Annotated in this window: 11 protein-coding genes; 2 read left to right on the top strand and 9 right to left on the bottom strand. The window is 74.3% G+C overall.

Annotation, left to right across the window (positions count from 1 at the left end; genetic code table 11):
• The first annotated feature begins 107 nt into the window (after positions 1-107).
• Entirely contained in the window at positions 108-554 is a 447-nt protein-coding gene (locus EHS43_RS24530) for an Lrp/AsnC family transcriptional regulator (RefSeq protein WP_125192924.1), read from the top strand.
• A 39-nt stretch (positions 555-593) separates the two neighbouring features.
• On the opposite strand, the gene EHS43_RS24525 is transcribed toward EHS43_RS24530, so the two are convergent.
• The 9 genes from EHS43_RS24525 to EHS43_RS24485 all read right to left on the bottom strand — a co-directional run bounded on the left by EHS43_RS24525 (position 594) and on the right by EHS43_RS24485 (position 10,826).
• Positions 594-3,587: an AAA family ATPase gene (locus tag EHS43_RS24525; RefSeq protein WP_125192923.1), complete on the bottom strand. Its 2,994-nt coding sequence runs from the start codon at positions 3,585-3,587 to the stop codon at positions 594-596.
• Positions 3,584-4,747, bottom strand: a complete 1,164-nt coding sequence (locus EHS43_RS24520; protein ID WP_125192922.1) for an exonuclease SbcCD subunit D — start codon at positions 4,745-4,747, stop codon at positions 3,584-3,586. The genes EHS43_RS24525 and EHS43_RS24520 overlap by 4 nt, the downstream gene beginning before the upstream one ends.
• Positions 4,748-4,850: 103 nt before the next feature.
• Positions 4,851-5,477, bottom strand: coding sequence for a YigZ family protein (locus tag EHS43_RS24515; RefSeq protein WP_125192921.1), 627 nt, complete (start codon positions 5,475-5,477; stop codon positions 4,851-4,853).
• A 58-nt stretch (positions 5,478-5,535) separates the two neighbouring features.
• On the bottom strand, positions 5,536-6,075 hold the full coding sequence (locus tag EHS43_RS24510) for a histidine phosphatase family protein (protein WP_125192920.1): 540 nt from the start codon (positions 6,073-6,075) through the stop codon (positions 5,536-5,538).
• A complete protein-coding gene (locus EHS43_RS24505; protein ID WP_125192919.1) occupies positions 6,072-6,788 on the bottom strand; it encodes a hypothetical protein in 717 nt (238 codons plus the stop codon). Before EHS43_RS24505 ends, EHS43_RS24510 begins: the two co-directional genes overlap by 4 nt.
• Positions 6,789-6,879: 91 nt before the next feature.
• Positions 6,880-7,584, bottom strand: a complete 705-nt coding sequence (locus tag EHS43_RS24500) for a response regulator transcription factor (RefSeq protein WP_125192918.1) — start codon at positions 7,582-7,584, stop codon at positions 6,880-6,882.
• Between the two features lie 77 nt (positions 7,585-7,661).
• Positions 7,662-8,363: a CBS domain-containing protein gene (locus tag EHS43_RS24495; protein ID WP_125192917.1), complete on the bottom strand. Its 702-nt coding sequence runs from the start codon at positions 8,361-8,363 to the stop codon at positions 7,662-7,664.
• 16 nt (positions 8,364-8,379) lie between these two features.
• Positions 8,380-8,844: a cyclic nucleotide-binding domain-containing protein gene (locus tag EHS43_RS24490; RefSeq protein ID WP_125192916.1), complete on the bottom strand. Its 465-nt coding sequence runs from the start codon at positions 8,842-8,844 to the stop codon at positions 8,380-8,382.
• Between the two features lie 260 nt (positions 8,845-9,104).
• The gene (locus EHS43_RS24485; RefSeq protein ID WP_125192915.1) at positions 9,105-10,826 is read right to left on the bottom strand and encodes a SulP family inorganic anion transporter; all 1,722 of its coding nucleotides are present in this window, start codon (positions 10,824-10,826) and stop codon (positions 9,105-9,107) included.
• A gap of 247 nt (positions 10,827-11,073) precedes the next feature.
• On the opposite strand from EHS43_RS24485, the gene EHS43_RS24480 reads away from it, so the two are divergent.
• Entirely contained in the window at positions 11,074-11,694 is a 621-nt protein-coding gene (locus tag EHS43_RS24480; RefSeq protein WP_125192914.1) for a DoxX family membrane protein, read from the top strand.
• The last annotated feature ends 45 nt before the right edge of the window (positions 11,695-11,739 follow it).

Below are 11,739 nucleotides of genomic sequence, written 5' to 3'. Positions count from 1 at the left end.
CGGTTGTCGTCATGCCGGGAAATCTACGGTCGGTGATCGGCAAGCTGAAGGGCGATTCCACGGCGTACTCCTTGCCCTGCCAGGGAATCCCCTGCTATTCCTCGGGCATGACCGCGTATTCCCCGGACGCCATCGACTGGCGCATCCTCGACGTCCTCCAGCGGGAGGGCCGGGCCAGTTTCGCCGAGCTGGCCCGTGCCGTCTCGATGTCCGCGAGCGCGGTCACCGAGCGGGTACGGCGGCTGGAGGAGGCGGGCGTCATCCAGGGGTACGCCGCCGTCGTGGACCCCGACCGCCTCGGCCTGCCGATCCTGGCGTTCGTCCGCCTGCGCTACCCCACCGGCAACTACAAGCCCTTCCACGACCTGGTCGCGGTCACGCCCGAGATCCTGGAGGCGCACCATGTGACCGGCGACGACTGCTTCGTCATCAAAGTCGCCGCCCGCTCGATGCGGCACCTGGAGGAGGTGTCGGGCCGGATCGGCACGCTGGGCTCGGTGACCACCAGCGTCGTCTACTCCTCCCCGCTCCCCCGGCGGCCGCTGGGACGCTGACTCCCGGGGCGCCGAGCCCCGGGGTCCGGGTCCTGCCCCTCAGCCTCCGCCGCGCTGTTTCAGCGCGGACCCCGTCCGCCCCTTCACGACCTCCAGCTGGGCATGGACACGGCGACGCAGATCGGCCACATGACTGACGATGCCCACGCTGCGGTCGCGTTCGCGCAGGGAGTCCAGGACGTCGAGGACCTCGTCGAGTGTCTGCTCGTCGAGGCTGCCGAAGCCCTCGTCGATGAAGAGGGTGTCGAGCCGGACCCCGCCCGCCTCGTCGGTGACGACGTCCGCGAGACCGAGGGCCAGGGCGAGCGAGGCGAAGAAGGTCTCGCCGCCCGACAGGGTGGCCGTGTCCCGCTCGCGTCCGGTCCAGGCGTCGACGACGTGCAGTCCCAGTCCGCTGCGGCCGCGGCCGGTGCGGTCGTCGGAGTGGACGAGGGTGTAACGGCCGGACGACATCCGCTGCAGGCGCACGGTCGCGGCGGCCGCCACCTGCTCCAGGCGGGCCGCGAGCACATAGGACTCCAGGCGCATCTTGCGTTCGTTGTCTGCGGAGGTGCCGGCCGCGAGCGCGGAGAGCCGGGCCACCCGGTCGTACTCGTCGCGCAGGGGAGCGAGCCGCCTGAGTCCGGCCGCCGAGCGGGCGGAGAGCCGGTCGAGTTCCGCGCAGCGCCGGGCGGCCGCGTCGAGCGCGGAGGCGGCCTCCCGGACCCGGCGGCCCGCTTCGGCGGCGACCCGCTCGGCCGCCGGGACGTCGGCGGACGGCTGCCGGGCCGCCTCGGCGGTGTCGGCCTCGGCGAGCACGGCCCGTACGGCGGCCTCCTCGGCCTGCCAGGCGTCGAGCCGGTGCTGGAGGTCGCGGTGGGCCGCGTCGTCGAGGAGGGCGGCCGCCGCGGCCTGCGGGGTGTCGAAGCCGGCCCGGTAGGCGGCGTCGGCGAGGCGGGCGTCGGCGTCCTTGAGCCGCTGGGCGGTGTCCTCGGCGACGCGCGCTGTGTCGGCGGCGTCGGTGAGCAGCGCGGCCTGCCGCTCCAGCTGGGCGGCGCGGGCGGCCACACTCTCGGCGGCACCTCGCGCTTCGGTCAACTCCGCTTCCAGGGTGGCGCGTTGCCGCTCCAGAGCGTCCCGGCGGGCGCCGCGGCCGGCGGTGCGCAGGGCGGCCTCCTGCTGGGCGGTCAGCCGCTGTTCGCGCTCCCGCTCGGCGTGCCGCAGCTGTTCCGTCGCGGTGCGCAGCGTGGAGGCGCGGGCGCGGACCTCGGTGTACTCGCGCTCCAGATCGGCCGCCTGCACGGCGAGTTCCTCGGTGGAGGCGTCACCGGCCTCGCCCTGGGCGGCGGCCAGCGCCCGCTGGACGACGGCGAGGCGCCGCTCGGCCTCGGTCCGCTGTTCGTCGGCGTGCTGCGAGGCGGCGAGCGCGCGCTCCTCGGTCTCGCGGTCGACGTGTCCGGCGTCCTTGCGGGCGGGGGCGGGGTGCTCGGTGGCCCCGCAGACCGCGCAGGGCTCGCCTTCGGTGAGCTGCGCGGCCAGTTCGGCCGCGATGCCGTTCAGGCGCCGCTCCTTGACGTCCAGCCAGTCGGCGCGGGCCTTGAGGGCCCGGTCCGTCGCGTCGACGGCCTGCCGCTGGGCGTCGTCGGTGTCCCGCGCGAACTGGTCGCGCTGTCGTGCGGCGGCGAGCCGCCTGCGGGCGGGCTCCCGCTGCACGTCCAGCTGTTCGGCGCGGGTGGCCGCCTCCTGGGCCGACTCGACGGCGTGCTGAAGGCCCGCGCGTGCGTCCTCCCAACCGGCGAGCCAGGCCCCGGCCTCCTGGAGGACCTCCTCGTCGGACCGCTCCTCGCTGTCCAACTCGGCCCGTTCTCGGGCGAGTTCGGCCAGCCGCTGCTCGGCGCGCCGGGCCGAGTCCAGGCCGCCCAGCTCCTCGGCGGCCCGGCGTGCGGCGGTGGCGAGTCCGGTGGCGCCCGCTCCCGCGAAGTTCTCTGGCAGCAGTCCACGCGCGCGTGCCTCGGCCGCGGCCGCCCGCCGGTGCTCGGCCTCGGCCGCATCGCGCAGCTCCAGTGCGGGAGCCACCGCCTCCGCCTTGCGGGCCCGCTCCATCCGGGCCTGCGCCTGCTCATAGCCCGCGGCCCGCTCCTCCAGCAGCGCGGCCCGCTCGCGCGCCTGGGCGAACCGGCGCTGCAGCCGTTCGACCTCGCGTACGTCGGCCAGGGCGCGCTCGGCGGCGGCCTGGGCGGACTCGGCGGCACCGAGTCCGCAGCGGGCGATCGTCAGCTGCTCGCGGACGGTGCTGCGGGCGACGGCGGCCGCGCTCAGGACGGCCTCGGCCAGCCCCGGCTCGCCGGGCGCCAGTTCGGGCAGCTCCATGGCGTCCCCGGCCGCCTGCTGCATGCGGTGCGCGTCGGCCAGCAGCGCGGCGTCGGCCTCGCGCACCTGTGCCTCGGCGGCGCGGCGGCGCTCGGCCAGCCGCTTCTCGACCTCGGCGAAGCGGTGGGTGTCGAAGAGGCGGCCCAGCAGCTTGCCGCGCGCCTCGGCGTCGGCCCGCAGGAAGCGGGCGAAGTCGCCCTGGGGCAGCAGGACGACCTGGCAGAACTGCTCGCGGCTCATGCCGAGCAGCTGGGTGATCTCCTCACCGATCTCCTGGTGGGACCGGCTCAGGTCCTTCCAGGTGCCGGCGGGTCCGTCGTACTCGCGCAGCCAGCTCTGCGCCTTGTCGAGGGTCGTCCCGGTGCCGCGTTTCTTGGGGCGCTCCCAGGGGGGCTGCCGGGTGATCTCCAACCGGCGCCCCGCCACGGTCAGTTCGAGCCGGATCGCGGTGCGGGTGCCCGGGGCGGCGTGATCGCTGCGCAGTGCCGTGCCCTGGCCGCTCTGCCGGGCGCCTGGCACCGAGCCGTACAGGGCGTAGCAGACGGCGTCGAGCACGGAGGTCTTCCCCGCGCCCGTCGGACCGTGCAGCAGGAACAGGCCGGCCGCCGACAGCTCGTCGAAGTCGACCGTCTGGGAGCCGCCGAAGGGGCCGAAGGCGGTGATGTCCAGCCGGTGCAGCCTCACCGCGCCACCTCCCGCACGGCCTCGTCCGCGCGCACGGCGTCGAAAGCGTCCCGCAGCACGGCCTGTTCGCGCTCGTCGGGTCCGGCACCGCGCACATGGGCCACGAAGTCCTCGGCGATCTCCTGGTCGCTGCGCCCGGCCAGCCGCCGGGCGTACGACACGTCGGGGTCGTCCGGGGCCCGCTCGGGATCGAACACGAGGCTGAGCGTGTGCGGGAAGCGCTCACAGAGCCTGGCCATGGGTTCCGCGGGGCGGACCGGGTCGGTGAGGGTCGCCTCGACCCAGGCCTCCTCCTGCGGTGCGAGCCGCGGATCGGCGAGAAGCTCCTCAAGCGTCCCCCGGATCCGGGCCAGGGGCCGCGGCACCGGGCAGTCGACGCGCTCGGCGGTGACCGCTCCGTGGGCGTCCAGGTCGACGAGCCACATGCTCTTGCGGTGGTCGGTCTCCGAGAAGGAGTACGGCAGCGGGGAGCCGGAGTAGCGCACGCGCTCGGTGAGGGTCTGGCTGCCGTGCAGGTGTCCGAGGGCCACGTAGTCCACGCCGTCGAAGACACCGGCGGGCACCGCGGCCACTCCCCCGACGGTGATGTCCCGCTCGCTGTCGCTGGGTTCGCCGCCGGTGACGAAGGCATGGGCGAGGACGACGGACCGCGTCCCGGGCGCGCGCGTCGCGAGGTCGGCGCGGACCCGGTCCATGGCAGCGGCGAGCACGGCCTCGTGGCCTGCCTTCCGCACGCCGAACTCGTCCTTCACCAGGGCGGGTTCGAGGTAGGGCAGGCCGTAGAAGGCGACGTCACCGTGGGTGTCGGGGAGGACCACGGGGGTCCCGCACGCCGCCGCCTCGGTCCGCAGGTGGATGCCCGCGCGGCCGATCAGTCCCGCACCGACGCCCAGGCGGCGGGCGGAGTCGTGGTTCCCCGAGATCATCACCGTGGGTACGCCGAGATCGGCGAGCCGGTGCAGGGCGTCGTCGAACAGCTCGACGGCGGCGAGGGGCGGCACCGCACGGTCGTACACGTCTCCCGACACGACCACCGCGTCCACGTCGCGCTCGCGCACGGTGTCGACGAGGTGACCGATGAACCCGGCCTGGGCCCCGAGCATGGTGACCCGGTGGAAGGCTCGGCCGAGATGCCAGTCGGACGTGTGCAGCAATCGCATGATCCCCGACCCTAACCGCCGGGTCGGACATCACGTGCGGTTACTCCCGTATCGCTCCGTCACGACCGGACACAGCGACGCCCGTTATGCCCGGAAAGGTCGACTAGACGTCGCCGTACGCCTCTCCCCCGAGTTCGAACACCGCCGTGCCCGCGGTCGCGTCCGCCAGCCACCCCCGGAACGCCGCCACGTCCGCGTCCGGCAGGCCGATCTCGATCGTGACCGCCTCGCCGTAGCGGACGTCCCGCACCTCGCGTCCGGTCGAGCGGAGGTCGTTCTCCACCTTGCCGGCGCGCTGGTGGTCGACGGTCACCGTGGCGAGGCGGAAGCGGCGGCGGGTGCGGGTGCCGACCGCGTCCAGGGCCTCGCCGACCGCGCCGCCGTACGCCCGGATCAATCCGCCCGCGCCGAGCTTGACGCCGCCGTAGTAGCGGGTGACGACGGCGACGACGTACCGCATGTCGCGGCGCAGCAGCATCTGGAGCATGGGGACGCCTGCGGTGCCGCCGGGTTCGCCGTCGTCGCTCGCCTTCTGGATCGCGGCGTCGGCGCCGATGACGTAGGCGTAGCAGTTGTGGGTGGCGTCGGCGTGCTCCTTGCGGACGGAGGCCACGAAGTCCTGGGCCTCCTGCTCGGTGGCCGCCGGGGCGAGGGCGCACAGGAAGCGGGAGCGGTTGACCTCGGTCTCGTGCACGCCCGCGCGGGCCACTGTGCGGTACTCGTCCTGCATCCGGCCAGCGTAATCGCTGCCCGGACCCCGGCCGTCCGTGCGCAGCGGCCCGCCCCGGTCACTTCCTTCCCCGCGGCACCAGCACGGAGGTGAGCAGCGCGGAGCCCGGCTCCAGGGCCCGCCAGGACGGGCCGTGCCAGGTCAGCACCGCGATCGCCGAGGTCGGGAACTTGACCCGTACCTGGTCGAGCGCGTCGTCGAGGCCGTCCCCGGCCAGGGTGAGGACCAGTTCCTCCAGACCGGGGTTGTGTCCGACGAGGAGCAGGGTCACGACCTCGGCGGGGGTCTCGCGCACGGCCGCCAGCAGTTCCGGCACGTCGGCTCCGTACAGCCCGGGGTCGAGGCGTACCGGCGGCGGGGTGCCCCACTGGGCGGACGCCAGCTCCCAGGTGTCCCGGGCGCGTACGGCGGTGGAGCACAGGGCGAGGTCGGGGAGCAGGTCGCAGGCGGCGAGGACGCGGCCTGCCTCGGGTGCGTCCCGGCGGCCGCGGGGCCCGAGGGGACGTCGGTGGTCGGCTACGCCCTCGGGCCAGGCCGACTTGGCGTGTCTGAGCACGACCAGACGGCGCAGCGGGCCCGTTCCGGCGCGTTCGATCATGCCGGGGCTCCCAGATCGCGGGTGAGTTCGAGGCCGAGCAGCCGGTCCGCGTAGGCGTATGTCTCGAAACGGGCGCCCTCCGGCAGGTCCGACGTCTCGACCCACCGCAGCACGCGCAGCACCTCGGGTACGTCCAGGTCGTCCTCCCAGGCGGTACGGAGCCGTCCGCGCACGGTGTCGGGGACGGGCCGGGACGGATGCCGGGCCCACCCGGCGACGGCCCGGCGCCAGCGCGCGAGGGTGTCGTGGGCCTCGGTCAGGGCTGCCGCGTCGAGCCGCGCGGGCGTGCTCCGGGGCACGGTGAGCAGGGCGAGGCGGATCTCGGCGGGGTCGGTGCCCGCCGGGATGTCCGGGGTCCGCACGGGCGCGACGGCGACCCGGACCCCGTCCGGGGCCGTGCCGCCCTCGCCCACCACGTGGACGGCCTGGGACTCGCCCCAGCCGGGGCCGACGTCCCGGCGGTCCTCGAAGGGCCGGATGCCCAGGGCGGCGGCGCCCGCGTGCAGCTCGGCCTGTTCGCGGTCCCCGGTGAGGAGCGCCCACACGGGCGTGCCGCCGATCTCCAGGGCCCGCACGAGGAGGTCGGCGACGAGCAGGACGCGCAGGGCGGAGGGGTCGTAGCCCGGCACATGGGCTTCGACGCGGGTCAGGCCCCTGCGGGCGGGGACGGCGTCGACGGTCTCGCCGGTTCGGGCGTCGGTGATGCGCAGCACGGGGCGAGCGTAGGCGGACGGAGGGCCGGGCGCAGGTGACTGACCGGTATTTCGGACACGGTCACGGGCTGCGGTTCCGGTACGGCGGCCCTCACCTGGTGGATCGGTCGTCCGCATCCGTCCGGTCCAGCTGGGAGGCCAGGACCGCGGCCTGGACACGGCGCTGGACGCCGAGTTTGGCCAGCAGCCGGGAGATGTGGTTCTTGACCGTCTTCTCGGACAGGTAGAGCTTCCTGCCGATCTCGCGGTTGGTCAGTCCGTCCCCGATCAGCGCGAGGATGTCCCGCTCCCGGGGCGACAGGCTCGCGAGTTCGGGCGCGAGCGCCGGGGCGGTCTCGGGGGTGTCGGCGCGCAGGGAGCGCATCAGGCGGGCGGTGGTCGCGGGGTCCAGCATGGACTGGCCGGAGGCGACCGTGCGGACCGCCGAGACCAGGTCGGAGCCCCGGATCTGCTTGAGGACATAGCCCGAGGCCCCGGCCATGATGGCGTCGAGGAGGGCCTCCTCGTCGTCGAACGACGTCAGCATCAGACAGGCCAGCTCCGGCATCCGGCTGCGCAGTTCGCGGCAGACGGTGATGCCGTCGCCGTCCGGGAGGCGCACGTCGAGCACGGCCACGTGGGGGCGCAGCGCGGGGCCGCGCACCAGGGCGTGCTCGACGGTGTCGGCGTCACCGACCACCGAGATGTCCGGTTCGGCGTCGAGCAGATCGGTCAGGCCACGTCGTACGACCTCGTGGTCGTCCAGCAGGAAGACCCGGATCGGGTTCTCCTCCGTGAAGGTGCCTGGCTCGGTCATGACGACCCCTCGTTCCCGCTGGTGGACGGACGCGCGCTGTCCGTGAGGACGATCATCGCGCGGCGGTGCCCCTGTCACTAGGGCCGACCGGCCCAAGGTGCGTCGGAGGACCGGTCGCCGGCGGAGTCCCGGGTGCCGTGGCCGTCCAGCTCGAAGTCCACGTCCACCACGCCCTCGACGGCGCGCACCAGGCGGGCGGCGACGGGCACGAGGGAGGTGTCCCGGACCCGGCCGACGAGCCGTACCACGCCGTCGTCGACCTGGACGCGGACCGACGAGCCCGGTGCCGGGAAGAGGTACGCCACGACCTCGCGCCGCACCTCCTCGGCGATCTCCTCGTCGCCGCGCAGGAACACCTTGAGCAGGTCGGACCTGCTGACGACGCCCACCAGCAGACCCCGTTCGTCGACCACGGGCAGCCGCTTGACCTTGGCGTGCGCCATGGTGCGGGCGGCCTGGGCGAGCGTGGCGTCCGGGCGGGTGGTGAGGACCGGTGAGGTCATCAGCTCCTGTGCGGTGACGGCCCCGGCCTTGGCCAGGTCGGTCAGGCGCCGCAGCTGGGTGTACCGGTCCGGGTCGCTGTCGCGGAACTCCTCCTTGGGCAGCAGGTCGGCCTCGGAGACGACCCCGACGACCCGGCCCTCGCCGTCGAGGACCGGCAGGGCACTGATCCGACGGTCCTGCATCAGCTGCACCATCTCCTTGAAACGGGCCGTGCGGCCGACGGCGGCGACGGTGTGCGTCATGACGTCGCCGACGATGTGCGGGGTGCCGTGCACGGTGACCTCCTCGGCCTCAGACGGTGCTGCCGGAGCCGTACGGGGCGTACAGGTCCAGGAGCCGGATCCGCGCGCAGTGCAGCCGGTGGGCGAGGACGTCCCCGACCCACTGGGCCACGGCGCTGCCCAGGGCCGGGTCCTCACGGCACATCAGACGCACCGCCGTGGCGTCGAACTCGTACGCCCGCACCGGGCTCGTCGCCTCGGCGCCCAGGTGCCAGCAGTGCGGGGTGAACAGCCAGGAGCAGCCGACGAGTTCGTTGTGCCGCAGGGTCTCGATGACGGCCGGTCTGCGGCCCGGCACCCGCATGTCGAGCTCGACGGTCCCCGTCCGGATGATCCAGAACCGGTCGGCCCGTCCCCCCTCCTCGAACAGTCGCGCTCCTTGCGGGAAGGACACCTCACGGGCGACACGCATCAGCCGGTGCCGGTGCTCGACGGGCAGGGCGCGCAGCATGCTGGGCGTGGGCGTGGTGATCATGGCGTGCCTCCCGGCGGGTGCGGAGCTGCTACGGCCAGCGTGGGTCCGCCGGGGACGGTCCGCTGTGGGCCACTCGGTCCTCCGCCGGGGCCACTCGGCTCCGGCGCGGCGGGCCTGCACCGGCCCCGTCCGCCCCGGGTGCGGAGTACGCCCGCAGGTCGGCGAGGAGGTCCTGCTTCACCCGGGCGAGCGCGAACACCACTCCACGGCGGCCGAGCTCACGGCGGAGCTCGTGACCGCGCCGAGCGCCCTGAGGCGGACTACGCCGGCCGCTCCCCACCCCAGCGGCGATAGGCGTCCACCGCCGTCGGCAGGGTGGGGAAGATCAACTCCGGACCCACCGCCTCCGCGAGGCCGTACGCCCGCAGGTCGGCGAGGAGGTCCTGCTTCACCCGGGCGAGCGCGAACACCACTCCACGGCAGCCGAGTTCACGGCGGAGCTCGTCGACCGCGTCGAGCGCGGTGATGTCGACCTCGACGTTGGCCTCGGCGTTGAGGACGAACCAGCGTACGGGCTGGGTCTGTTGGTCCACGGCGGCGAGGGCGCGGCGGTGGAAGTCCTCGGCGTTGGCGAAGAACAGCGGGGAGTCGTAGCGGTAGACGAGCAGACCGGGGATCGTGCGGGCCGTCGGATAGTCGTCCACGTCGTGCATGCCGGCCACCCCGGGCACCACGCCCTCGATCGCGTCGTGCGGCCTGGCCACCCGGCTCAGCAGCTCGGCGACCGAGAGGCCCACGGCGACGAGGACGCCGTAGAGGATGTCGAGGGCGAGCACCCCGGCCAGGCAGCCGAGCGCGAGCAGCAGCTCGCGGCGGCGGAAGGAGGCGAGGCGGGAGAAGCCCGCGAGGTCGATCATGCGGACGGCGGCGTAGACGACGAGGGCGCCGAGCACCGCCGAGGGCGTGCGGGCGAGCAGCGGGCTGAGGAGGAGCAGGACGGCGAGCACCACGGCACCGGCGACCAGGGAGTACGCCTGGCTGCGGGCGCCCGCGGTGGCGGCGAGGGCGGTGCGGCTGGCGCTGCTGCTGACGGGGAAGCCCTGCAGGACGCCCGCGCCGAGGTTGGCCGCGCCCAGCGCCAGGAACTCCTGGTCGGCGTCGAGCGCGGGTCCCTCGGCGCGGAAGGCGCGGGCGGTGAGGACGAAGTCGGTGTACGCGACGATGAGCACGCCCAGGGCGGGCAGGACCAGCTCCGGCAGCTCGGCCAGGTCCGGCCGGGCGAACTCGGGCAGGCCCGAGGGGATGTCGCCGATGACCTTGAGGCCGTACCGGTCGTCGAGATCGAGGACGGCCACGGCGGCGGTGGCGAGTCCGACGGCCGCGAGCGGGCCCGGTACGTTCCTCGGCACCGCGAAGAGGAAGACGAGCACAGCCGCGGACAGGATCACGGTCGCCGAATGGGCGTCGGGCAGGTTCGTGAGGAAGGACCACAGCTGGGGGAGGAACTCCGCCCCGGTCGTCCGCACCCCGGTGAGCTTGGGCAGCTGGTCCACGATCATGATCAGTGCCACGCCGGTGAGATAGCCGATCAGGACGGGCCGGGAGAGCAGGTCCGCGAGGAAGCCGAGCCGGGCCACCCGCGCCACCAGGCACAGGAGTCCGACCGTGACGGCGAGGGTGGCCGCCAGGGTGGCGTGACGGGCGGGGTCGCCGCCGGCGAGCGGGACGACCACGGTGGCCGTCATCAGCGCGGTCGTGGACTCGGGGCCGACCGACAGCAGGCGTGAGGAGCCCAGGAGCGCGTACAGGGCGAGGGCGGGCAGGATGGCCCACAGCCCGGCCACCGGCGGCAGTCCGGCCACGCCCGCGTACGCCATGACCTGCGGCACCAGGTACGCGGCCACCGTGAGCCCGGCCAGCAGGTCCCCTCGGAGCCAGGCGCGCCGGTAGCCGAGGAGGGTGACCGCGCCGGGCAGCAGACGGCCCGCGAGGCCGCCGAGCCTTTTCCGGCGCCGCCCGGCAACGTCCTTGTCCTGTCCCATGAACCGCCTCCCGCCGTCCGGCCCCATGATCCACCGGCGGTCCTCCGAGCGCGAGGTGCGCGCGACACCGGCGCAGCGCGTGTCCCCAGCGGGCCGGCCGAGGGGAGCGTGCGCCCCCAACCGGCCCCGCGGTAAGGGCCGTTCAGCCCCGTGGTCACCGACCTTCGGCACCCGGCGGCCACGATCGCGCACAGGCAGGGTGAGGGGCGTCGGAGCACCGACCGGAGCTCCTCGAAGGGACACCATCATGGCCGTGCACGAGCACCCTCACCGGAGCCCCGGCTTCCACCTGCCCTCCTTCCACAGGAGCCGGGCCGTCGCCACGGCCGAACTCACCGTGTCGGTGCGCGACGACACACGGGCCCACGTCTTCGCCTCGCTGCGTCTGCTCACCGGGGTCGTCTTCCTGTGGGCCTTCCTCGACAAGACCTTCGGCCTCGGGTACGCCACCGCGTCCGGCAAGGGCTGGATCGACGGCGGCTCGCCCACCCGGGGTTTCCTCGGCTCAGTGGCCGCGGGACCGATGGAGTCCACCTTCCACTCCTGGGCCGGGGACACCTGGGCCGACTGGCTGTTCATGCTCGGTCTGCTCGGTATCGGCGTCGCCCTGGTCACCGGGGTGGCGCTGCGCTTCGCGGCCGTCGCGGGCACCGTGATGATGGCGCTGATGTGGGTCGCCGAGTGGCCGCCCGCCCAGCACCTCTCCGACGGCTCGCCGAGCATGTCGACGAACCCCTTCGCCGACTACCACCTCGTCTACGCACTCGTCCTGATCGCCCTCGCCGCCGTCCGCGCCGGAGACACCCTCGGCCTCGGCAGGCTCTGGGCCAGGCTCCCGCTCGTCAGCCGCCACGGCTGGCTGCGCTGACCGCGGGAGGCGCGGCGGGCCCTGCAAGGGGGCCCTCCAAGGGGG

The organism is Streptomyces sp. RP5T (genome assembly GCF_003933965.1).
Taxonomy (GTDB): Bacteria; Actinomycetota; Actinomycetes; order Streptomycetales; family Streptomycetaceae; genus Streptomyces.
Note: the sequence above shows the minus strand (reverse complement) of the source record. Positions and strands in the feature narration are given on the sequence as shown.

What these genes read in the sequence shown, in the direction of transcription:
- EHS43_RS24520 (WP_125192922.1), bottom strand. Translation starts at nt 4,747, where the DNA reads ATGCGATTGCTGCACACGTCCGACTGGCATCTCGGCCGAGCCTTCCAC.
- EHS43_RS24510 (WP_125192920.1), bottom strand. Translation starts at nt 6,075, where the DNA reads ATGATCGAACGCGCCGGAACGGGCCCGCTGCGCCGTCTGGTCGTGCTC.
- EHS43_RS24515 (WP_125192921.1), bottom strand. Translation starts at nt 5,477, where the DNA reads ATGCAGGACGAGTACCGCACAGTGGCCCGCGCGGGCGTGCACGAGACC.
- EHS43_RS24500 (WP_125192918.1), bottom strand. Translation starts at nt 7,584, where the DNA reads ATGACCGAGCCAGGCACCTTCACGGAGGAGAACCCGATCCGGGTCTTC.
- EHS43_RS24490 (WP_125192916.1), bottom strand. Translation starts at nt 8,844, where the DNA reads ATGATCACCACGCCCACGCCCAGCATGCTGCGCGCCCTGCCCGTCGAG.
- EHS43_RS24480 (WP_125192914.1), top strand. Translation starts at nt 11,074, where the DNA reads ATGGCCGTGCACGAGCACCCTCACCGGAGCCCCGGCTTCCACCTGCCC.
- EHS43_RS24530 (WP_125192924.1), top strand. Translation starts at nt 108, where the DNA reads ATGACCGCGTATTCCCCGGACGCCATCGACTGGCGCATCCTCGACGTC.
- EHS43_RS24485 (WP_125192915.1), bottom strand. Translation starts at nt 10,826, where the DNA reads ATGGGACAGGACAAGGACGTTGCCGGGCGGCGCCGGAAAAGGCTCGGC.